The organism is Frankia sp. CcMO1, from assembly GCF_977945845.1.
In genome coordinates this window covers 1-22563 of sequence record NZ_CDWTMG010000018.1, presented here as the reverse complement: position 1 = coordinate 22563, position 22563 = coordinate 1, and the positions used below count along the sequence as shown (strand labels likewise).

The window sequence follows — 22563 nt, the reverse complement described above, 5'->3', positions numbered from 1 at the left end:
GGCGGTGGCGCCTTCTCCGGCAAGGACCCGTCCAAGGTCGACCGCTCCGCCGCGTACGCGATGCGCTGGGTCGCCAAGAACGTCGTCGCCGCGGGTCTCGCCAGCCGCTGCGAGGTCCAGGTGGCGTACGCGATCGGCAAGGCGCAGCCGGTCGGCCTGTTCGTGGAGACCTTCGGCACCGGAACCGTCCCGGACATCCAGATCCAGGACGCGGTGACGAGCGTGTTCGACCTCCGTCCCGCAGCGATCATCCGGGATCTGGACCTGCTGCGGCCGATCTACGCCCAGACGGCCGCCTACGGCCACTTCGGTCGCCCCGAGCTCGATTTCACCTGGGAGTCCACCGCACGCGCCGAGGCTCTCCAGCGCGCCGTCAAGGGCTGACCCGACGCTCGTCTCCCGCCCCCCCGGGACCCCTGTCACGCGGGTCCCGGGAGCGGATCGGGAGATCGGGGAGGTCGTGTCCCGCCGGTCGCCGTCCCGGCGAGGGAACGGGGTCGGAGGATGAACGGGGTCGGAGGATGTCGTAGGCGGCTGGTACGAATGCCGTCATGACCGAGCACCCCGGCACCCTCCCCGGCCTCAGCCCGTCAGCGGCCGGCCCGGGGGGTGCCCGGTCGGGGGCTTCGCGGTCAGGGGCTTCGCGGTCGGGAATTTCGCGCTCCGCGGGTCCCGGTTCGCCGCGGCCGCTCGCCGCGCGGCTGCCGGTGGCGCGGGTTGCCGTCGACACTCCGCTCGCCCATCTCGACCGCCCCTTCGACTACCTCGTGCCGGCGGACCTGGCTGACCTGGCGGTGCCGGGGTCCCGGGTCCGGGTCCGGTTCGCGGGCCGGCTGGTCGACGGGTTCGTGCTGGAGCGTCGCGAGAGTTCCGACCATTCCGGTCAGCTCGCGCCGCTGGCCCGGTCGATCTCGCCGGAGCCTGTGCTGTCCGAGTCCGTCGCGAAACTCGCCCGCGCGGTTGCCGATCGTTACGCCGGCACGCTGGCCGACGTCCTCCGGCTCGCCGTGCCTCCCCGCCACGGCCGGGCGGAGGTTGTCTCACCGAGGCTTGAGGCTGTGCCGCCGGGGCTTGAGGCTGTGCCGCCGGAACCCGGCGAGTGGGGCCGCTATCCCACGGGTCCGTCGATGCTCACCGCCCTGGCTGCGGGCAGGTCACCGAGGGCGGTCTGGTGGGCCCCGCCCGGCCCCGCCTGGCCGGAGATGATTGCCACCGCGGCCGCCGCTACGGCGGCGTCCGGTCGCGGCGTACTCGTCGTCGTACCCGATCATCGTGATGTCGATCGGGTCGAGGCGGCGATGGTCGCCGCGGTCGGTCGGGAGACCACCATCGCACTGCGGGCCGATCTAGGCCCGGCCCGGCGGTATCGCGCGTTCCTTGCGGTCAGCCGCGGACAGGCGCGGGCGGTGGTGGGTACCCGCGCGGCGATGTTCGCGCCCGTGGCCGAGCTCGGCTTGGTGGTGGTGTGGGATGACGGTGACGACCTGCATGCTGAGCCGTTGGCCCCGTACCCGCACGCCCGAGACGTCGCCGTCCTGCGCTCCCGGCTCCAGGGGTGCGCGCTCGTGATCGGCGGGTTCTGCCCGTCGACGGATGCCGAGGCGCTGGTGCGCACGGGGTGGGCGCACCCGGTGGTGCTGCCCCGGGAGCAGGTACGCGCGCTGGCTCCCCGGGCCGAGGCCACCGGCTCCGACCTCGAACACGCCCGTGACCCCGCAGCCCGGGCGGCGAGGCTGCCCTCCCTCGCGGTGCGGACCGCCGGGGATGCGCTGGCGGCCGGTCTGCCGGTACTGGTCCAGGTGCCGAGGAGGGGATATCAGCCGTCACTGGCCTGCGCGGCCTGCCGGCGGCCCGCCCGGTGCCCGCACTGTCAGGGGCCGCTGGGCCGGGCGGCGGGCGGTGGTGCGCTCTCCTGCCGGTGGTGCGGCCGTCCGGTCGCCGCGGCGGTCTGGCACTGCCCGTCCTGTTCGGGCCCGCGGCTGCGCGCCTCGGTGACGGGAGATCGTCGTACGGCGGAGGAACTGGGGCGGGCCTTTCCCGGCGTCCCGGTCCGCACCTCCGGCCGGGACGGGGTGCTCGCCACCGTGCCCGCCGAACCGGCCCTCGTCATCTCGACCCCGGGGGCGGAGCCCGTGGCGGACGGCGGCTATGGGGCGGTGCTGCTCCTCGACGGCTGGGCTCTGCTGGGCCGTCCCGACCTGCGTGCGGGGGAGGAGACTCTGCGCCGGTGGACCGCCGCCGCCGCGCTCGCCCGGCCCGCCGCGCGCGGGGGGCGGGTCATCGTCGCGGCCGACGCCGGACTCGGGCCGGTCCAGGCGCTCGTCCGTTGGGATCCCGGCACGTTCGTCGCCCGGGAGGCCGACGAGCGGGCGGAGCTGGGGTTCCCGCCGGCGACCCGGATGGCGTCCGTAGCGGGCACCGCCGCGGCGGTCGCGGAGCTGCTGGCCGCCGTCGAGCTTCCCGACGGCGCCGATGTGCTCGGGCCGGTACCGCTGCCCCCCGCACCGTCCGCGCGGGCCGTTCTCGACGGCGCGAACCAGGGCGATCCGTCCGCCGTGGGCGCCGGGCAGCGCGGCCCCGACAGCGCCACCTCCGGCCCCGAGGAGATCGAACGGGTCCTGATCCGGGTCCGGCGCGAGCGCGGCGCGGCTCTGGCGGCCTCGCTGCGATCCGCTCGCGGCGTCCTCGCGACCCGGCGAACCACCGGCCGGTTACGGATCCAGCTCGACCCCCTGGTCCTCGGGTAGCGCCGGCGTGGTCTGGTTCGCACCGCCTGGCGTGGCCCCGCACACCACGGCCGGCTTCGCGCCATGGCTCATGATCCCCGGTCGCGGGCCCGGCCCGGACCGCGGCCGTCCGCCACCTCCGAGCGCCGGCGGGGTACGGTCGTCGGCGGCGACAGGCCTGTGGACGTCAGCCCGTACTCCCGGCCGGAGAACGGCGGGATGGTCCCGGCCCGGTCGGACACCTCGGATCGATGACCCCCGGAGACGGTCACGGCGTCGGCAATGACGTCGCGACGGATCGGTGCTTCGCGTATGCGTCTTGTTTTCGCCGGTACCCCGGCGGTGGCTCTGCCCAGCCTGCGGGCGTTGATCGACAGCCCGCGCCATGACGTGGTCGCGGTTGTCACCCGGCCCGATCGGCCCTCCGGGCGGGGGCGGAAGGTGAAGCCGCCCCCCGTCCACGTCCTGGCCGACGAGGCCGGCATCCCGGTGCTGAGCCCGGACCGGCCCCGGGACCCGGAGTTCCTGGCCACGCTTGCCGGCCTCGCGCCCGACTGCTGCCCGGTGGTGGCCTACGGCGCGCTGCTACCGCCTGCGGCGCTCGCTATTCCCCGCCACGGCTGGGTGAACCTGCACTTCTCCCTGCTGCCGGCCTACCGCGGGGCGGCTCCGGTGCAGCGCACCCTGCTCGCCGGGGACGACCTGACCGGCGCGAGCGTCTTCCAGATCGAACCGGCGATGGACTCCGGTCCGGTCTACGGTGTCCTCACCGAGCGGGTTCGGCCGACGGATACCTCCGGTGACCTGCTGGACCGGCTCGCCGAGGCCGGCGCCGGGCTGCTGGTCGCGGTGATGGACGGCATCGCCGACGGGACGGTACGGCCCGTGGCCCAGCCCGCCGAGGGGATCTCCTTCGCGCCGAAGCTGACCGTCGAGGAGGCCCGGATCGACTGGACGAAGCCGGCGATCGCGGTGGATCGGCTGGCGAGGGCCGCCACTCCCGCGCCGGGAGCCTGGACGACGTTCCGCGACCGGCGGCTCAAGATCGGCCCGGTGCGCCTCGGCGCGGTGCCCGGTCGGTCGGCCGGGCCGGTAGTGATGCCCGCCGGGCTGCCGGCGGGTCAGATCATGGTGCTCCCCGGCGGGGACGTGGCGGTCGGCACGGGCACAAGCCCGGTGCTCCTCGGCGAGGTACGTCCCGAGGGACGAGGCCCGATGGCGGCCGCCGCCTGGGCCCGCGGGGTCCGGATCGCCGAGGGGGAGACCCTCGGCGAGATCGGCGCACGGACCGCTGCCGGCGCCGGCGGCGGTGGCCCGGCCGGCGGTGGCCCGGCCGGCGCGATGCCAGTCAGTGGAGGAACGTCGTGAGATCGGCCGGTTCGCCGGGCACCCGTGGGCCCCGGCCAGCGTCAAGCGTCGACCGGCCGCGGCTGCTGGCCTGGGAGGTGCTTCGGGCGGTGGACGAGCGCGGCTCCTACGCCAACCTGCTGCTGCCGTCCCTGTTGGCGGGCAGCGGACTGTCCGCCCGGGACCGCGGGTTCGTCACGGAGCTCGCCTACGGTTCCCTGCGCGCGCAGGGAACCCTCGACGGGGTGCTCGACACGGCGACGAGCCGACCCGTCCACACCATCGACCCGCCGGTGCGCGACGCGCTGCGCCTGGGCGCCTACCAGCTGCTGCGGACCAGGGTCCCGGCCCGCGCGGCCGTGGCCAGCACCGTCGAGCTGGTCCGCACGACGAGCGGCGAGCGCCCGGTCCGCTTTGCGAACGCCGTGCTGCGTCGGGTGGCCGCCCGGGTAGCCGAGACCGGCGGCGATCTCGCCACGATGCTGTCCGCGCCGCAGTTCGACGTCGACCCTGTCGGTCACCTGGCGGTCGTGACGACGCATCCCCGCTGGATCGTCGAGGTCGTCGCGGAGGCCCTGGCCGGCGACCTCACGGCGACCCGCGCCGCGCTGGAGGCAGACGACGCCCGACCCGCGGTACACCTGGTCGCCCGCCCGGGCCGGGTGGACCGTGACCAGCTGCTCGCTGAGGCCGCGCAAGCAGGTCTGACCGCCCGGCCCGGCTCCTATTCGCCGTATGCGGTACGCCTCGACGGCGGGGACCCGGCGGGGCTGCCCGCCGTGGCCGCGGGCGCGGCCGCCGCGCAGGACGAGGGCAGCCAGCTCGTCACCCTGGCCTTGGCCCGCGCGGCGACGGTGGGCCGCGACCTCGGGCTGACCGTCGACCTGTGCGCGGGTCCCGGCGGGAAGGCGGCCCTGCTCGCCGCGCTGCTCGGCGGCTCCGCCTCATCGGACAGGCTGGGTCTGCCGGACAGGCTGGGTCCACCGGACAGGCCGGCCCTGATCGCGGTCGAGCCCCGGGCGACCCGGGCGGCCATGGTGGCCCGGTCCCTGGGCGGCGCGGCGCGGGCCTGGACGGTGCGCGCCGACGGCCGGGCGGCGCCGCTGCGGCCCGATGGGGCCGACCGGGTGCTGGTCGACGTCCCCTGCACCGGCCTCGGAGCACTGCGGCGTCGGCCGGAGGCCCGGTGGCGGCGGACCGCGGCCGATGTGGCCGCGCTCGTCCCGCTCCAGCGTGCGCTGCTCGTTGCCGCGCTCGACCTGGTCCGCCCGGGCGGGGTGGTGGCGTACGCGACCTGTTCCCCGCACCCGGCTGAGAGCGTCGAGGTGGTGCGTGGCGTGGCCGGACAACGCGCCGACACCTCCATCCTCGATGCCCGCCTGACCCTGCCGGAGGTCGACCGGATCGGTGACGGCCCGTTCGTCCAGCTCTGGCCGCATCTCCACGGCACGGATGCGATGTTCGTCGCCCTGCTGCGCCGGGTCGACAGCTGAGGCGTCGGACCCGGGAGCCGATACCCTCGCGAAATGGCCACCGCGCAGATCTACCCCAGCCTGCTCGCCGCCGACTTCGGCCGGATCGCCGACGCGGCCCTGGCGGTCGAGGGGCAGGCTGACTGGCTGCACGTTGACGTGATGGACTACCACTTCGTCCCGAACCTGGCGTTCGCGCCGGACACGGTGACGGCCCTGCGCGCGGTGACGGATACTCCGCTCGACTGTCATCTCATGATCGACGATCCCGACCGCTGGGCGGCCGGGTACGCCGAGCGCGGCGCGGCGAACGTCACCATTCACGCCGAGGCCGTGTCCGACCTGCCCCGCACCACCAGGGCGATCCGGGCGGCCGGGGCCCGCACCGGCCTCGCCGTGAAGCCGAACACCCCGATCGAGCACTATCTCGACGACCTGCACCGGTTCGACCTGCTGCTGCTGATGACCATCGAGCCGGGTTTCGGCGGTCAGACGTTCATGACCGAGGTGTTGCCGAAGATCGAGGCCGCCCGGCGCCTGCTCGACGCCCGTGGGCTGGACCTGTGGCTGCAGATTGACGGCGGGGTCAACGCCGAGACGATCGAACGGGCCGCGGTGGCGGGTGTGGACGTGTTCGTCGCCGGCACGGCCGTCTTCGGGGCGGCCGATCCGGGCCAGGCCGTCGAGCGGCTGCGTGAGCAGGCGCTGCGGGCGGCGCCCCGGCTGTCCCCGCCCGCGCCACGCTCGGCGGTTGGGCCGGCGTGACCGCGTCCGGCGGCTTCATATGCCAGACTTGAGGCAGTACAACTAACAGCACGCGCGCTCCGGGGTCGGTGAAACTCCGAACCGGCGGTGACAGTCCGCGACCCGTCCGCAGGTACTGGGACGGCTGACCCGGTGGAATTCCGGGACCGACGGTTAAAGTCCGGATGGGAGGATGCGCGCGGGCCGAGTGCCCGTGGTGGTCGTTGACTGCTCGCGGGCGCGTGCCGGCGTGAGCGTGCCGGCGTGGTCCCGCGTGGTTTCTCCTCGCCCAGGGTGCGGGTGCCCGGGAGCGAGGGGCACGGGTCGGATGTTTACCGGCATCGTTGAGGAACTCGGCGTGGTGACCGCGGTGGATGCGCGGTCGGAGTCGGCGGCACTCACCATCGCCTGTCAGACGGTTCTGGGTGATGTGAGTCACGGCGCGTCCATCGCCGTCAACGGTGTCTGTCTCACGGTGACCTCCTTCGCCCGCCCGGGGCTCGACGGGGGCGCCGAGACCGGTACGGCCGGCGGCCCACCCGGCACAACGGACGGCCCGTCGGCGTTCACTGCTGACGTGATGCGAGAGACGCTGGTGCGTTCCTCTCTCGGGAAGCTCGCCGTCGGTGACCGGGTGAATCTCGAACGTCCCGTCCGGCTGGCGGACCGGCTGGGAGGCCACCTGGTCCAGGGGCACGTCGACGGCGTCGGCGCGGTCCTCGACCGGCAGCCCGGTGAGGGCTGGGAGCTCGTGCGCATCGCGCTCCCCGAGGGGCTCGACCGCTACCTCGTGGAGAAGGGCTCGGTGACGGTGGACGGGGTGAGCCTGACCGTCGTCGACATCTCGCCGGCCGGTGGCGACTCACCGGCCACCTTCACGGTCAGCCTGATCCCCACCACGCTCGCACTGACCACGCTGGGTCGCCGCGCGCCGGGTTCCCTGGTCAACATCGAGGTCGACGTGCTGGCCAAGTACGTCGAGAAGCTGCATGCCGGCCCCATCGAACCGAACGGACGACACCGATGACGACATCCGCGGCCGGCGCCTTCTCGACGGCCACCCTTCCCGCCGGTGCCCTTCCCGCCGGCTATGCCGACGTGCGGTTCGCCGCCATCGAGGACGCGCTCGCCGAGATCGCCGCCGGCCGCCCGCTCGTCGTCGTCGACGACGACGAGCGGGAGAACGAGGGTGATCTGATCTTCGCGGCGGAGGCCGCCACACCCGAGCTGGTCGCGTTCATGACGCGGTACACCTCCGGTGTGATCTGCGTGCCGATGGACGCCGCCAACACCGACCGGCTCGAACTGGACCAGATGGTCCCGCACAACACCGAGCGGATGGGCACCGCGTTCACCATCACCGTGGACGCCCGCGACGGCGTCTCCACCGGGATCTCCGCCGCCGACCGGGCCCGCACCATCCGGTTGCTGGCCGACCCGCAGACCATGCCCGGCGACCTGAGCCGGCCGGGCCACATCTTCCCGCTGCGCGCCAAGGATGGCGGGGTGCTGCGCCGCCCCGGCCACACCGAGGCCGCGGTCGACCTCGCCCGGCTCGCCGGGCTGCGGCCGGCCGGTGCGATCTGCGAGATCGTGAACGACGACGGGACGATGGCCCGGCTTCCCCGGCTCGCCGAGTTCGCCCGCGAGCACGGGCTGCTACTGATCTCCATCGCCGATCTTATCGCCTACCGTCGGCGGACCGAGAAGCAGGTGGTGCGGGTCGCGGAGGCATCGCTTCCGACGCGTTACGGGGCGTTCCGGGCGGTCGGGTTCCGCAACATCCTCGACGGCGTCGAACACATCGCGCTGATCCGAGGCGAGCTCGGTGACGGCGAGGACGTGCTGGTCCGGGTGCACAGCGAATGCCTCACCGGGGACGTCTTCGGCTCCCGGCGCTGCGACTGCGGAACCCAGCTCGACGCGGCACTGCGCATGATCGCGACCGAGGGGCGCGGGGTGGTGCTCTACATGCGGGGCCACGAGGGCCGGGGCATCGGCCTGATGCACAAGCTGCGGGCCTACCAGCTGCAGGACGCCGGCCACGACACCGTCGATGCCAACCTCGCGCTGGGCCTGCCGGCCGACGCCCGCGACTACGGCACCGGAGCCCAGATCCTGGTCGACCTCGGCGTGCGCGGCCTCCGGCTGCTGTCCAACAATCCGACGAAGCGGGCCGGGCTGGAGGGTTACGGCCTGCGCATCGTCGAACTTATCGGGATGCCGGTCACCCAGACGCCGGAGAACCTGCGCTACCTGACCACCAAGCGGGACCGGATGGGACACGTCATTCCCGGTCTGCCCGGCCTTCCGGGTCTACCCGGCATGTCCGATCTGCCTAGGGCCGTGGGCGAGGACGAGCCGGCCGGCTCGCGCTGGATCCCGGGGGCGTCGAGGGTGCCGGGGGTGCCGGGAGCGTCGAGGGTGCCCGTCACCTCCGGCTGCACGGCCATCGCGGGCGGCGCGGGCCCGGGTACGCCCGCCGGGGCCGACTGTGCCGAGGGGGAGGGTCTGTGAGCGGCCTCGGGGCTCCCGCGGAGGTGCTTCCGCCCGTCGCGGGCATGCGGTTGGCGGTGGTCGCCACCCGATGGCACGCCGAGATCACCGATGCGCTGCTTGCTGGCGCGCTGCGCGCCGCGAAGGACACAGGCCTCGCGACGGCACCCACCGTCGTGCGGGTCTCCGGTGCGGTCGAGCTTCCCGTGATCGCCGCCGCGCTGGCGGCGCGGCATGACGCCGTCGTCGCCCTCGGTGTCGTCATCCGGGGCGGCACCCCCCACTTCGACTACGTCTGTCAGTTCGTCACCGCGGGGCTCGCCCGCGTCACCCTCGACGCCCGCGTCCCCGTCGGCTTCGGCGTGCTCACCTGCGACACCGTCGAGCAGGCCCGGGACCGCGCCGGGCTGCCCGGGTCCAGCGAGGACAAGGGCCGGGAGGCGACCCTGGCCGCGCTGGGCACCGCCGCGGTGCTGCGCGATCTGGAACTCGCCGGCTGAGCTCCCACGCCGTCACTGGCCGGAACGTTCCGCATCAGGAGTTCACACGCACGGTGCGAGGCCGATCCGTCCGCGTGACATGCTCTCGGTATGGTGTTGCCGTCACATGGCGATTCGAAGTGGATCGGGTGTGTCGGTGGTGTGTTCGCTGCTCGTGGCTCTGATTCCGGCTGTCCCGATCAGTCTGTCCCGATCAGTCCGGTGCTCTTGTCGGGACGGCCGGTTACACGAGACTGTGGTCTCACGTCGTATCGGTGCCCTTGCGCTCTGGCGTCATACTTCGCGGTGGGATCGGAGGAGGTCCCGTCGGCCGGTACACATGGGGGCGGGGTGGCGCGGATGGTAAGTCACGGTGGGAGTTGGAACGGTGACGAGACGTCGGCGTCGACCGGCCCGGTCGGAGGGAATCCGGAGGTCGGGGAACGGATCGCGGCCGGGCCCGGCCGGCGGGATCCCGGCGCGACCGAACCGGGTGGTGGCGGGGACGCGCGCCCCATCTCGCTGCTCGGCCTACGACTGACCGAGCCTCAGACGCCCCGTAACGCTCTGGTTACCCGTCGTCCCATCCGGTCACGTCCGGGCGTGACCCGTTCGGAGCCCGGTGCCGGTCGGACGGGGGGCCCCTCCGGGGGGCGCGGGAGCACGGCAGGCCCGCCGCCCACTCCCATGCCACCGGCCCCACCGCCCGCGCCACCGCCCCCGTCGGGCCGGAGCGCGCCCCCCGTGGGCCTTCCATTGACCGCGTCGCCCGGCCCGAGCTCCGCGTGGCCCGGTGCCTCGCTCACCATGCCCGGCGGAGCGGGGTGGACGCCCGACCTCGCCGCCGCCGCGACGTCGGCGGCCGGGCCGCCGGACCAGTACCCGACCGGTCCGGACCAGTACCCGACGCCACCGGATCCACCGCCCGGTGCGCCGCCGCCCCCGGCCGTCCCCCCACCGTTTCCGGCCGTCCCGCCGCCCGGGGAGACCTGGGAGAACATTGCGGTACTGGTCCCCGCCGCCGGGCAGCCGGTGAACCTCCCGGATGGGACGCCGGTCGTCCCCGTTTCCTGGGCCGCCACCGCGCCGCCCCCAGACGGCTCGCTCGGTGCCGGGCCCGTAGCCGGGCGGCTTCCCCCGTCCGCGGCGGCTGACCCGGGTTGGCCGGTGCCGGAGGCGTGGCTCGACGCCGACCCCCTGGGCGGACCCACGGTCGGCCGGCAGGCGGTCGAAACGCCCGGTACGGAGCCAGCCTGGTCCGTCCCGGTCCCCGCGAACCTGCCGGCACGGCGGTCCGGTCCGGCCCCTTCCCTGCCCGTCCGGGCGGCGGCCGCGGTGACGCCGTCCCGTGGTCCGGCGGTGGTCCCGGCCGTCGCGGGAGCGGGCGGTTCGCCGGTCGCGCGGGCGCGGGCCGGTGGGCGGCGGGTGCTGGTCGGGGGATTCGGTGGCGGAGGCGGCCGGACGACGGTCGCCGCGGGTCTGGGACTGGCGATCGCGGAGCACCACGGTCATCGGGTGATGGCCGTGGATGCCTCCCCGGACCAGTCCGGGCTGCTTGCGCACCGGGTCGGCCTCATGCCACCGGGCGTGGGGTTGCGGGAGTTGGCCACGGCGCGGCCACCGGTGTCCTCATTGGAGGACGTGCGCCGGTTCGTCGCCTCCGACGGCTCCGGTGGCCTGGAGGTGCTGGCCGGACTGCGTGATCTCACCGGGCCGGGGCTGCTTCCCGAGGAGCTGGCCTGGGCACTCGACCTGCTCGGACACTGGTATCCGGTCGTCGTCGCGGACGCCCCACCGGGGTGGAGCCAGCCGGTGCCGGCCACCCTGCTGGCGCGGGCGGACCTCGTCGTGCTGACGATCCGGGCCGGCGAGACGGAGATCGCCGGTGCGGACGACGCGTTGACCGCGTTGACCGCGGCTGGTCGGCCAGATCTCGCTGCCACCGTCATCGTGGCCGTCGTCGAGACGTATCCCTCCCGGTTGAGCCGCGGGGCACGGCTGCGTCTCGAGCATCTTGAGGACCGGGCCTACATGACGGTGCCGGTGCCGTTCGACGCGGCGCTCGCCGACAGCCGTCCGATCAGCTGGTACCGCCTGCGTCGCCGGACCAGGTTCGCCTTCCAGCGCCTCGCCGGGGCGGTCGCCACCGCCCCGCTTCCCGGGTCGCAACCGGCCACCGTGCTGGCCCGGTCCGCCATCGCCGCCCCCGGTCGGTGCCCCCAACCCGGGCCCGGGTCCGTCCGAGCCATGGTGAATGCCACGGACCCGATCCGGTACCGGCCCGCCGCGTCGCCTGGGCCCTAGGCTGGCGAGAATGGCACACGATCTGCTGACTCCGTCCGGTCAGGGCGATGACGGCCGCGCCGATGAGTCGCTCACCCGAGCGCTCGCCGCCAGCCCGGTCAACCCCGCCGTTCTGACCGCCGCGCTGCGCCAGGCCCGGGTCTTCGTCGGAGTCGAGGCTCGGCTCACCGCCGCCGACGCCGTCACCGGTGCGGACAAGACCAGCGAGATGGCGCTGACGACCCTGCGCACCCCGTCCGGCGCGACCGCGCTACCGATCTTCTCCAGCGTCAGCGCGCTCACCGCCTGGCGCGCCTCGGCCCGGCCGGTTCCGGTCGCCGCGGTGGACGCCTGTACGGAGGCGGTCCGGCTGGGGCTCGGAGCGGTGGTGATCGACGTGGCCGGTCCGCGCTCGGCCAGTCTGGACGTCGGGCCGGGCGGTCCCGCGACGGTGCCCGGCGGATCCGACTCCGACTCGCCGCCCGGGACTCTCGACACGCCACGTGCGACCGAAGCCGCGGACCTCGACGAGCTGAGGGTGACCGCCCTGCGCCGTCCATCCGATCCGGATGGACCGTTGTCCCGGCAGCGGGTCCAAGAGGCGTTGCGGACCGTGACCGAGCGGGTCGAGGTGTGGCCGGCGGAACTGCTCCTCCCGGGTGCCGGCGCACCACGCCCGGTGCTTGCCGTCGCGGTACGCCGGGACGGAGATGCGGACGCGCGGTCCGGGGAGTTGCTCGCCCGGCGGTTGCCCCGGCTGCTCGCCGCTGATCCGGACCCGGCGCAGGAGCAGGCGCGGGCCTCGGGCCCGGCCGTGCTGCTCGTGAGCGCGCGGGAGGCCGCGGCGGTGCGCCGCCATCTGGGGCGGGGCCTGCGCCCGACGCGCCGATGGCCGGTGCGGTTCGCGAGGTGAGTGCCGCCGGCCCTTTCGGAGCGCCCGGACGATGATGTGATCGTCGTGTCGCCCGGTCTGGTGCTACGCTGGGGTTCAGACCGCCTGCCGGCTGGTTTTGTTCCGTCCGCTGGCGTTGCCGTTCCCAGGCAGCCAGGGCACGGTGCGGAGCCTGATCGGCAGGACCAAGCGGGGGTTCGCCCTCCACCCGATGTCAGCACTGATGTCGCCACCCCGGGACGTCAGCAGGTCCTCAGGCCGGAGTTCCGGCTGGTGGCCGCGGTGGCCGGGTCGCCGGTCGGCCGAGCCGTTCTCGCGGTTGTCGGCCGGGAGCCTGGTGTACCAGGCTCGGTGCTCCGCTGCGGTGAGGTCAGGCCCGCGCGTCGAGCAACGGAGGAAACACATCAGCACAGAGTCCCGTATCAACGACCGGATTCGCGTCCCCGAGGTTCGCCTCGTCGGCGCGGAGGGTGAGCAGATCGGCATCGTCTCGATCGGTGAGGCCATGCGCATGGCGCAGGAGGCCGATCTCGACCTCGTCGAGGTCGCGCCGACCGCTCGTCCCCCGGTCTGCAAGCTGATGGACTACGGAAAGTTCAAGTACGAGTCCGACCAGAAGCGTCGGGAGGCTCGGAAGAACCAGGTCCAGACCGTCATCAAGGAAATGAAGCTGCGGCCGAAGATCGATCCGCACGACTACGAGACCAAGAAGGGTCACGTCGTGCGTTTCCTGCGGGCCGGCGACAAGGTCAAGATTACGATTATGTTCCGCGGTCGGGAGCAGTCCCGGCCCGAGCTCGGCATCCGCCTGCTCCAACGGCTGTCCGCCGACGTGGCCGATCTTGGTTATGTCGAGGCTCAGCCCAAGCAGGACGGCCGGAACATGACCATGGTCATGGCCCCGCACAAGGGTTCGAAGCCGCAGCGGGTGCCGGAACCGGCCGGCCACGCCTGACTCGACGGCGGGCAGTCCGCGCGGTGGCGCCGCCACCGGTTCCGGATCTCGCCACGCCGGTTGTTCGACCACCCACGTAACCCGTCAGGATGTCAACATGCCCAAACAGAAGTCCCACAGCGGTGCGAGCAAGCGGTTCCGGGTCACCGGGTCCGGCAAGGTGCTGCGCCAGCGGGCCAACCGCCGCCACTACCTGGAGCACAAGACCAGCCGCCTCACCCGCAGACTGGATGGCGTGGTGCCGTTGACGAAGGCGGACAACCGACGCGTCAAGCGTCTGCTCGCCCGCTGACCGCGGCCCGCTGACGACTCCGGCCCCGACTGCGGCGGGCCCGCCGGTCGCGGTCGGCCCGCCGTTGGCGGCCGACTCCGGCCCGGGCCGCCGGACGCACCCGAACGAAGGAGACAGGTGCCCTCATGGCACGCGTGAAGCGGGCGGTCAACGCCCAGAAGAAGCGCCGTACGGTCCTCGAGCAGGCCAGCGGCTACCGGGGCCAGCGCTCGCGGCTCTACCGCAAGGCCAAGGAGCAGATGCTCCACTCGATGACCTACTCCTACCGGGACCGCCGCGCGCGCAAGGGCGACTTCCGGCAGCTGTGGATCACTCGGATCAACGCGGCGGCGCGGGCGAACGGCCTGACCTACAACCGCTTCGTGCAGGGTCTGAAGCTGTCCGGTGTCGAAGTCGACCGCAAGATTCTGGCCGACCTCGCGGTCAACGACGCGGTCGCGTTCACCGCCCTGGTCGAGGTGGCACGGGCCGCGCTGGCGGCGGCGCCGGAGCCCACCGCCGCCTGAGCCCGTCGCGACGTCGGCCCGTGCCCGCCTCCCGCGTGTCCCCCACGACCGACGCCCCACCGTCGACGGCTCCTTCCCCGAGGGCCCCTTCCCCGGGGCCCGGAGTGATCGCCGGAGCGCGCTCCGGGCGGGTCGGCGCCGCGCGTCGCCTCAAGCGGCCCGCGGCCCGGCGCGAGCAGGGCAGGTTCCTGGTCGAGGGGGCGCAGGCGGTGGGCGCGGCGTCGGCCGTCGGCGAGCTGCTCGAGGTGTTCGTCGGAGTCTCCGCGACTCCCCGGCACGAGGAGCTGCTGAGGGCGGTCCGGGTGCCGGTCCGGGTCGTCACGGACGAGGCCGTGGCGTCGCTGTCGGAGACGGTGACCCCCCAGGGCCTCGTCGCGGTCGCGGCCCTGCCCGCTCACCGGCTCGCCGACCTGCACGCCCCCCGGCTGGTCGCGGTGTGCATCGGCGCGGGCGATCCGGGCAACGCCGGCACGGTGATCCGCAGCGCGGACGCGGCCGGAGCGGACGCCGTCGTCTTTACCGGGAGCGGTGTCGACCCCTTCGGGGGCAAGTGCGTGCGCTCCTCGGCCGGCAGCCACTTTCACCTCCCGGTGATCGTGGAACCAGCCTTGGCCGTGGTGCTGGACCGGCTGCGGGCCCGGGGCTGCCGCATCGTGGCGACGTCCGGAGCCGCGGATCGCGACATCGACACCGCCGTCGCCGCCGGTGAGCTCGACGGGCCGACGGCGTGGCTGTTCGGTAACGAGGCACATGGGCTGGCTTCGGCTACTCTGACCGCCGCGGACGCGGTTCTGCGGGTACCGGTGTACGGTCAGGCCGAGTCCCTGAATCTTGCGGTTGCGTCCGCCCTGTGCCTTTACGCGTCGGCGCGGGCGCAGAGAACGGGCAGGTCCGGTACTGACGGCACCGGAGGAGGTGGTCGACGGTGATGAACACTGTCGCGTCGCCATCCGGGCAGGTACCGCCACCCGGCCCCGGCTGCGCGCCCGATTCCACCGATTCGGCCGCGTCGGCCGCGCTGGACGGCCCACTGCCTGCCGCCGCCTTCGACCTGCTACCGGACTCGGTGATCGTGACCGACGCCGTCGGCGTCGTCGAGGTGTTCAACCGGGCGGCGGCGAAGCTCACCGGGGTGGACGGACCGTCTGCGATCGGCCGGCATCTGACCGAGGTCCTCCCGTTGCTGGACGAGCGGGGCAACGACTGGTGGGAGTGCTCGGCAGCCAGCCGGAACCTGCCGCGGGTCACCGGGCAGCCGGAGCGGCGCCTGACCTATGCGGGTCCGGTCCACGACCGTGACTTCCACGTCACGGTGCGGTTTAACCGGGTCGCCGGTCGGCTGGTGCGGGTGTCGCTGTCCCTGCGCGACACCCTCAGCCGCGAGCGGCTGGAACGCAACCGGGCGGATCTGGTCGCGACCGTGGCGCACGAGCTGCGCTCGCCGCTGACCAGCGTGAAGGGATTCACCGCGACGCTGCTCGCCAAGTGGGACCGGTTCACCGACGAGCAGAAGAAGCTCATGCTGAACACGGTCAACACCGACGCCGACCGGGTCACGCGCCTGCTCACTGAGGTGCTGGACGTCTCCCGGATCGACTCCGGACGCATTCAGGTCCGCAAGCAGATCGTCGACCTGCCCGCCCGGGTGCGTTCGGTGGTGGACGGCAAGGTGGCCTCGGGTGCGGCGGGCGCCGACCGGTTCTTCATCTGCGATGAGGGCGAACTGCCCGAGATGTGGGTCGATCCGGACAAGATTGAACAGGTACTGCACAACCTCGTCGACAACGCCCTGCGGCATGGTGCGGGTACTGTGACGGTACTGCTGCGTGGCAGGGACAGCGGCACGGAGGTGAGCGTGGCCGACGAGGGGGAAGGCGTGTCCGAATCGAACGCCGCGCGCGTGTTCACGAAGTTCTGGCGGGGCGCCGGCCGCGGGAACGGCACCGGCCTCGGGCTCTACATCGCCAAGGCACTGATCGAGGCGCACGGCGGCACCATCTCGGTCGGCCGGGCCACGGGTGGCGGCGCCGAGTTCCGATTTTTCGTGCCCGCCGGTGGCCCGGTGTTCGGCTGACGCCGAGCACCGCGAACCGACCGGTGGGCGCCCCGGGCGGCCAGGCGCGCGCCGCCGCCCCAGGACCGGACACCCCATGCCCGGACGAACTCCGCCGCAGGCCGGACGACCCCGGCTTCCCGCCGGGATGGCCCTGCTTTTCACCCGATGACGAGGATGAGCACCGTGCCCGCCCCTGGAGAGACTGTCGACCCGTCCCGGGTCCACGCCCTCGACCCTGATCAGCTCGACGCGGCCGTTGACGCGGCGCGGGAGTCGATCCGCGCCGCCGCCGACCTCGACGCGCTGGCAGCCGTCCGTACCGCCCACATCCAGGGCGCCTCCGCACCGCTGGTGCTGGCCCGCCGGGAGCTCGGTGCCCTGCCCCGTGCGGAGCGTGCCGACGCCGGTCGCCGGCACAACGCCGCCCGCACGGCGGTACAGGCCGCCTACGACGCCCGGCTGGCCGAACTCACCGCCGAGCGCGACGCCCGGGTGCTGCACGAGGAACGGGTCGACGTGACCCTGCCCGTCGACCGTCGCCGCCGTGGTGCCCGCCACCCGCTGACCGCCCTGTCCGACCGGCTTGCCGACGTGTTCGTGGCGATGGGCTACGAGGTCGCCGAGGGACCCGAGGTCGAACACGACTGGTTCAACTTCGAGGCCCTGAACATGGCGCCCGATCACCCGGCCCGCAGCGAGCACGACACGCTCTACGTCGCGCCGACCGGTGCGGGCCGGGTGCTGCGTACCCACACCTCCCCGGTGCAGATCCGCTCCCTGCTGAACCGCCCGCTGCCCGTGTACGTCGTGTGCCCGGGGCGGACATACCGCAACGACACCATCGATGCGACGCACTCGCCGGTCTTCGGCCAGCTCGAAGGTCTGGCCGTGGACAGGGGCATCACCATGGCGGACCTGCGTGGCACCCTGGAGGTCTTCGCCCAGGCGTTGTTCGGGGCGGGCCTGTCGACGCGGCTGCGCCCGTCGTTCTTCCCGTTCACCGAGCCGTCCGCGGAACTGGACGTGCAGTGCTTCGCCTGCCGCGGGGAGGCGGCCCGCCAGCCCTGTCGGGTCTGCTCGGACGAGGGCTGGATCGAGGCCGGCGGCTGCGGCATGGTCGACCCGCACGTCCTGCGGGCCGCGGGGGTCGATCCGACCCGGTACAGCGGTTTCGCGTTCGGGATGGGGCTGGAACGGGCCGCGATGGTCCGCCATGGCATCCGGGAGATCCGCGATTTCGTCGACGGTGACGTCCGGTTCAGCCTGCCGTTCGGAATCGAGGACTGACCCATGCTGATCGTGATGTCCTGGCTGCGGGAGTATGTGGCGGGGCTGCCGCCCACGCGGGCCGTCGCCGACGCGTTGATCCGGGCCGGTTTCGAGGTCGAGGGACTGCGCAGCGCCGGGGGCGAGTTCTCCGGCGTGGTCGTCGGGGAGATCGTCGACTTCGAGATCGTCGAGACGAAGAAGAAGGCCGTCCGCTGGTGCCAGGTCCGGGTCGCCGAGAGCGCCGGATCCGGGGATGCCGGATCCGAGGGCGAGGGCGTGCGCGGCGTCATCTGCGGGGCGCACAACTTCGTCGTCGGTGACCGGGTGGCGGTCGCGCTGCCCGGCGCCGTGCTGCCCGGCGGGTTCGAGATCACCGCGCGGAGGACCTACGGCCATGTCAGCGAGGGGATGATCTGCTCGGCCCGGGAACTGGGCCTTGGCGAGGAGTCCGGCGGCATCCTGGTGCTCGCGCCGCGGGCGCCGATCGGCGCCGACGTCGCCGAGCTGCTCGATCTCGCCGACGAGGTGCTCGACATCGCGGTCACTCCGGACCGGGGCTACGGCCTGTCGGTGCGGGGGATCGCCCGGGAGGCGGCGATCGCCTTCGCGCTGTCGTTCACGGACCCGGGCGCGTCGGCGGACCTGGCCGCCGGTCCGGGGCCCGCCGGGGAGGCCTATCCGGTCGTCGTCGAGGACACCGCGGCGTGTGACCGCTACGTCGCCCGGGTGGTGGCCGGGGTCGACTCGCGGGCCACCACCCCGCCGGGGTGGCAGCGGCGGCTGTCGCTGTCCGGGATGCGGTCGATCTCGGTGCCGGTCGACGTCACCAACGCCGTGCTGCTGGGCCTCGGCCAGCCGTTGCACGCCTTCGACCGGGCGAAGCTGACCGGCGCGATCATCGTGCGCCGGGCCGTCGCCGGAGAGACGCTGCGCACCCTCGACGGGGTCGACCGCACTCTCGACCCCGAGGATCTGGTCATCGCCGACGACACCGGTCCGATCGCGCTCGCCGGGGTGATGGGCGGGGCCAGCACGGAGGTGTCCGCGACGACCACCGACATCGTCCTCGAGGCGGCGCACTTCGACCCGATCACGGTGGCCCGCACCGCCCGCCGGCACCGGCTGTCCTCGGAGGCGTCGCGGCGTTTCGAACGCGGCGTCGACCCGGCGCTCGCGCCGGTCGCCGCGGCGCTGGCCGTCGACCTGCTCGTCGAGCTCGCCGCCGCCCGTCCCGAGCCCGGCGTGACCGACCTGGACCGCCGCCCCGGCCTGGCGCCGGTGACCCTGCCGCTGACGGAACCGGAACGCCTCGCCGGCCGGCCCTACCCCGCCGAGGTGGTGCGGCGCCGGCTCGGCGACGTCGGCTGCGCAGTGGCCGACGGGCCGGCGACCGGGGGCCTGCCCGGTGTCCTGATCGTGACGCCGCCGTCCTGGCGTCCCGACCTGACCCGGCCTGCCGATCTCGTCGAGGAGATCATGCGGCTGGAGGGGTACGACACCATCCCGGTGACCCTGCCGTCGCTGCCCGCGGGGCGCGGGCTCACCGCCGCGCAGCGGATGCACCGCGCAGTGGGCCGGGCACTGGCCTACGCGGGGTTCGCCGAGGTGCTCACCCTGCCGTTCGTGCCCGAGGACGCCGCCGACGCGCTCAGCCTGGCTGCGGTCGACCCGCGGCGCGCGGCGGTCCGGATCGCGAACCCGATCGCCGAGGATGCCGGCTACCTGCGGACGACCCTGCTACCCGGACTGATCGCGGCGGCCGTGCGCAACATCGGCCGGGGGCAGCGCGATCTCGCCCTGTTCGAGAGCGGCCTGGTGTTCCGTGAACGCGAACGGATCCCGACGGGCGTCGTCACCCCGCCGGTGGATCGTCGGCCCTCCGCCGCGGAGATCGTCGCTCTGGACTCGACCCTGCCCGGCCAGCCCCGCCACGTCGCCGTGCTCCTCACCGGGCGCCGTGAGCCAGGTGGCTGGTCCACGCCGGCCCGGGACGCGGACTGGGCGGACGCGGTGGACGCCGCGCACGTGGTCGCCGAGGCGGTGGGCGTCACCCTGACGGTCAGGGCCGGCAATGTCATGCCCTGGCACCCGGGCCGCCTCGCGGAGCTCTCGATCGACGGTCGGGTCGTGGGCCACGCGGGTGAGCTGCATCCCCGGGTGCTCGGCGCCGCCGGGCTCCCGCCCCGGGCCGGCGCGATGGAACTGGACCTCGACGCCCTGATCGAGGTCGCGTCGGCGGCGCCGCCGATGATCGCGCCGACGATCTCCACCTATCCGCCCGCCGACCGGGATGTGGCGCTCGTCGTGCCGATCGAGGTGCCGGTCGCCGACGTGACGGCGGCACTGCGGGCCGGAGCCGGTGACCTGCTGGAGTCCCTGACCCTCTTCGACGTCTTCGAGGGCGCCCAGGTCGGGGTCGGTCAGCGCTCGCTGGCCTTCGGCCTGCGGCTGCGCGCCGGGGACCGGACGCTGACGGCCGCCGAGGCGAACGCGGTGCGGGACGCGGCGGTCGCCCGGGCGGCGGAGCTCACCGGCGCGTCCCTGCGCGCCTGAGGCCGAGGCGGGTTACGCCAGCCTCATTGCATGACAATGAGTTGGCGTGTATAAAATTGCAATCATGGGTGTGACGGCAGCAGTTGCGGGGGCGAGCGGGTACGGCGGCGGAGAGCTGCTGCGCCTGCTCCTCGCCCATCCCGAGATCAAGATTGGTGCGCTGGCCGCGAACGCGTCCGCCGGCCGGCCGGTGACGGACGTGCATCCTCACCTGCCCGACCTGGAGGGCCGGGTGTTCACGGACGCGGCCGCGCTGGCCGGGACTGACGCGGACATCGTTTTCCTGGCACTGCCGCACGGTCAGTCGGCCGCGGTGGCCGCCACCCTGCCCGACACCGTACGGGTCGCCGATCTGGGTGCCGATCATCGGCTCGTCGACCCGGAGGCGTGGCGGCGCGTCTACGGGGGGGAGCACGCCGGGACCTGGGCTTACGGCCTGCCCGAACTCCCCTGGGCGCGGGCGGAGATCGCCGCGAGCCGGCGGGTGGCGGTCCCGGGCTGCTATCCCACGGCGACCTCTCTCGGGCTCGTGCCGCTGCTGGCCGGCGGTCTTGTGGAGCCCGCCGACCTGGTCGTCGTCGCGGCGAGCGGCACGTCCGGCGCGGGGCGCTCGGCCACGGTGAACCTGCTCGGCAGCGAGGTGATGGGTGACCTGACCGCCTACAAGGTGGGCACCCACCAGCACCGGCCCGAGATCACGCAGACCCTCTCCCGGGCCGCCGGTACGACCGTGACGGTGTCCTTCACCCCGGTGCTCGCCCCGCTTCCCCGCGGCATCCTCGCGACCAGTACCGGCCGGGCCATCCCGGGCACCGACGCGGACGCCGTGTACGAGGCGCTGCGGTCCGCCTACGCGGGGGAGCCGTTCGTCCGGGTGCTGCCGCCGGGGCGCTGGCCGCACACCGCGGCGACGCTCGGCGGGAACGCCGTTCATGTGCAGGGGACCTTCGACCCGGAGACCGGCCGGGCGATCGTCGTCACCGCGATCGACAACCTCGGCAAGGGCGCGGCTGGCCAGGCGCTGCAGTGCGCCAACCTGATGCTCGGCCTGCCCGAGACCGCCGGGCTGACCGCTCAGGGCATCGCCCCCTGACCGTTTCCGGCTCGGCAGGCCGGCAGGCCGGTAAGGACGCGGGACCATCGACCAGCAACATCGACCAGCAACGCGGACAGGGGACAGGAGAGGGTTGAGTTGAGCGTCACCGCCCCACGGGGCTTCCGCGCCGCCGGAGTGACAGCCGGGTTGAAGCCGTCCGGCCGTCCGGACGTGGCGCTCGTCGTCAACGACGGGCCGTCCGACGCCGCCGCCGGGATCTTCACCGCCAACCGGGTCCAGGCGGCTCCGGTGCTCTGGAGTCGCCAAGCCCTCGCCGACGGCCGGCTGCGCGCCGTCATCCTCAACTCCGGCGGGGCGAACGCCTGCACCGGTCCGGCCGGATTCGCCGACACCCACGCCACGGCTGAGCACGTCGCCGGGGCGCTCGGTATCGGTGCCGGCGACGTCGCGGTCTGCTCGACCGGTCTCATCGGCGTCCGCCTGCCCATGGACAACCTGCTTGCCGGCGCCACCAAGGCGGTGGCGGACCTCACCGATACCGCCGCCGCCGGCGCCGCGGCGGCGGAGGCGATCCGCACCACCGACACCGTCGCGAAGGCCGCGGTCCGCACCTCGTCGACGACCCCGGGTGTCACCATCGGCGGGATGGGCAAAGGCGCGGCGATGCTGGCGCCGTCGCTCGCGACGATGCTCGTGGTGGTCACCACCGACGCCGTCGCGGACGCCGCCACCCTCGATCGGGTGATCCGGGCGTCCTCGCGGGTCAGCTTCGAGCGGGTCGATTCCGACGGCTGCCTGTCCACCAACGACACCGTGCTGCTGCTGGCCTCGGGTGTCGCCGGGGTCAGCCTGCCCGAGGCGGAGCTGGCGGGGCTGGTCACCGAGGTGTGCGTTGACCTTGCCCAGCAGATGCTCGGCGATGCCGAGGGTTCGACGAAGACCATCGCCATCACCGTGACCGGAGCCGCGACCGAGGACGACGGGCTGGAGGTCGGCCGGGCCGTCGCCCGCAACAACCTGCTCAAGTGCGCTCTGTACGGCAAGGACCCGAGCTGGGGACGGGTGCTCGCCGCGATCGGCACCACGAAGGCCGTCTTCGAGCCCGACGCGCTGGACGTGTCCATCAACGAGGTGCAGGTCTGCCGGGCCGGGGCCCCCGGCGAGGACCGTGACCTCGTCGACCTGTCCGGCCGTGAGGTGCGCATCGGCGTCGATCTGCACGCCGGCGACGCCGAGGTCACCGTCTGGACGAACGACCTGACCGACGGGTACGTCTACGAGAACTCGGCGTACTCGACATGAACGTCCCGACCCGGACACTGCCGCCTTCGAACGGTGGGCACGGCGGCACCGGCGGCACCGCAGGCGCCGATGGCACCGGCGACGCCGCCCCGGGCGGGGGCACCGGGCGGGGCCCGGCCGCCACCGCCCGGGGC

At 73.8% G+C, this 22563-nt stretch carries 19 protein-coding genes and 1 riboswitch; all 19 genes read left to right on the top strand.

Annotation, left to right across the window (positions count from 1 at the left end; genetic code table 11):
* Window positions 1-384, top strand: a 384-nt coding sequence (locus tag AC08OU_RS04475) for a methionine adenosyltransferase domain-containing protein (protein WP_476604405.1), incomplete at its 5' end; no start/stop codon positions are given.
* Between the two features lie 167 nt (window positions 385-551).
* Window positions 552-2747, top strand: coding sequence for a primosomal protein N' (locus AC08OU_RS04470; protein WP_476598956.1), 2196 nt, complete (start codon window positions 552-554; stop codon window positions 2745-2747).
* Window positions 2748-3038: 291 nt separating this feature from the next.
* The gene (gene fmt, locus AC08OU_RS04465; protein WP_476598954.1) at window positions 3039-4094 is read left to right on the top strand and encodes a methionyl-tRNA formyltransferase; all 1056 of its coding nucleotides are present in this window, start codon (window positions 3039-3041) and stop codon (window positions 4092-4094) included.
* Window positions 4091-5566 carry an RsmB/NOP family class I SAM-dependent RNA methyltransferase gene (locus AC08OU_RS04460; protein ID WP_476604404.1) on the top strand — a complete coding sequence of 492 codons (1476 nt, stop codon included), beginning with the start codon at window positions 4091-4093 and terminating at the stop codon, window positions 5564-5566. The genes fmt and AC08OU_RS04460 overlap by 4 nt, the downstream gene beginning before the upstream one ends.
* Before the next feature lie 33 nt (window positions 5567-5599).
* Complete coding sequence (rpe, locus tag AC08OU_RS04455; protein ID WP_476595134.1) at window positions 5600-6310, top strand: ribulose-phosphate 3-epimerase; 711 nt, start codon at window positions 5600-5602, stop codon at window positions 6308-6310.
* Window positions 6311-6360: 50 nt separating this feature from the next.
* Window positions 6361-6490, top strand: a riboswitch (FMN riboswitch).
* A 127-nt stretch (window positions 6491-6617) separates the two neighbouring features.
* Entirely contained in the window at window positions 6618-7316 is a 699-nt protein-coding gene (locus AC08OU_RS04450) for a riboflavin synthase (RefSeq protein WP_476599905.1), read from the top strand.
* A complete protein-coding gene (locus tag AC08OU_RS04445) occupies window positions 7313-8806 on the top strand; it encodes a bifunctional 3,4-dihydroxy-2-butanone-4-phosphate synthase/GTP cyclohydrolase II (protein ID WP_476604403.1) in 1494 nt (497 codons plus the stop codon). The genes AC08OU_RS04450 and AC08OU_RS04445 overlap by 4 nt, the downstream gene beginning before the upstream one ends.
* Window positions 8803-9285, top strand: coding sequence for a 6,7-dimethyl-8-ribityllumazine synthase (gene ribH / locus AC08OU_RS04440; protein ID WP_462186897.1), 483 nt, complete (start codon window positions 8803-8805; stop codon window positions 9283-9285). The genes AC08OU_RS04445 and ribH overlap by 4 nt, the downstream gene beginning before the upstream one ends.
* 723 nt (window positions 9286-10008) lie before the next feature.
* A complete protein-coding gene (locus AC08OU_RS04435) occupies window positions 10009-11568 on the top strand; it encodes a MinD/ParA family ATP-binding protein (RefSeq protein ID WP_476599901.1) in 1560 nt (519 codons plus the stop codon).
* 10 nt (window positions 11569-11578) lie between these two features.
* A complete protein-coding gene (locus AC08OU_RS04430) occupies window positions 11579-12460 on the top strand; it encodes an SseB family protein (protein ID WP_476599899.1) in 882 nt (293 codons plus the stop codon).
* A gap of 343 nt (window positions 12461-12803) precedes the next feature.
* Window positions 12804-13394 (top strand): translation initiation factor IF-3, encoded by a 591-nt coding sequence (infC, locus tag AC08OU_RS04425; protein WP_462186894.1) that lies wholly within the window; start codon window positions 12804-12806, stop codon window positions 13392-13394.
* Between the two features lie 97 nt (window positions 13395-13491).
* Window positions 13492-13686 (top strand): 50S ribosomal protein L35, encoded by a 195-nt coding sequence (gene rpmI, locus AC08OU_RS04420; RefSeq protein ID WP_011437566.1) that lies wholly within the window; start codon window positions 13492-13494, stop codon window positions 13684-13686.
* A 125-nt stretch (window positions 13687-13811) separates the two neighbouring features.
* Entirely contained in the window at window positions 13812-14192 is a 381-nt protein-coding gene (rplT, locus tag AC08OU_RS04415) for a 50S ribosomal protein L20 (RefSeq protein WP_011437565.1), read from the top strand.
* 104 nt (window positions 14193-14296) lie between these two features.
* The gene (locus AC08OU_RS04410) at window positions 14297-15121 is read left to right on the top strand and encodes a TrmH family RNA methyltransferase (protein WP_476599896.1); all 825 of its coding nucleotides are present in this window, start codon (window positions 14297-14299) and stop codon (window positions 15119-15121) included.
* Complete coding sequence (locus AC08OU_RS04405) at window positions 15121-16266, top strand: sensor histidine kinase (protein WP_476599908.1); 1146 nt, start codon at window positions 15121-15123, stop codon at window positions 16264-16266. Before AC08OU_RS04410 ends, AC08OU_RS04405 begins: the two co-directional genes overlap by 1 nt.
* Window positions 16267-16431: 165 nt before the next feature.
* Window positions 16432-17535 carry a phenylalanine--tRNA ligase subunit alpha gene (gene pheS / locus AC08OU_RS04400; RefSeq protein WP_476592988.1) on the top strand — a complete coding sequence of 368 codons (1104 nt, stop codon included), beginning with the start codon at window positions 16432-16434 and terminating at the stop codon, window positions 17533-17535.
* Between the two features lie 3 nt (window positions 17536-17538).
* Entirely contained in the window at window positions 17539-20070 is a 2532-nt protein-coding gene (pheT, locus tag AC08OU_RS04395; protein WP_476599894.1) for a phenylalanine--tRNA ligase subunit beta, read from the top strand.
* 64 nt (window positions 20071-20134) lie between these two features.
* Window positions 20135-21163: an N-acetyl-gamma-glutamyl-phosphate reductase gene (gene argC, locus AC08OU_RS04390; RefSeq protein ID WP_476599892.1), complete on the top strand. Its 1029-nt coding sequence runs from the start codon at window positions 20135-20137 to the stop codon at window positions 21161-21163.
* Between the two features lie 99 nt (window positions 21164-21262).
* On the top strand, window positions 21263-22429 hold the full coding sequence (gene argJ, locus AC08OU_RS04385) for a bifunctional glutamate N-acetyltransferase/amino-acid acetyltransferase ArgJ (protein WP_476599890.1): 1167 nt from the start codon (window positions 21263-21265) through the stop codon (window positions 22427-22429).
* Window positions 22430-22563 lie beyond the last annotated feature (134 nt).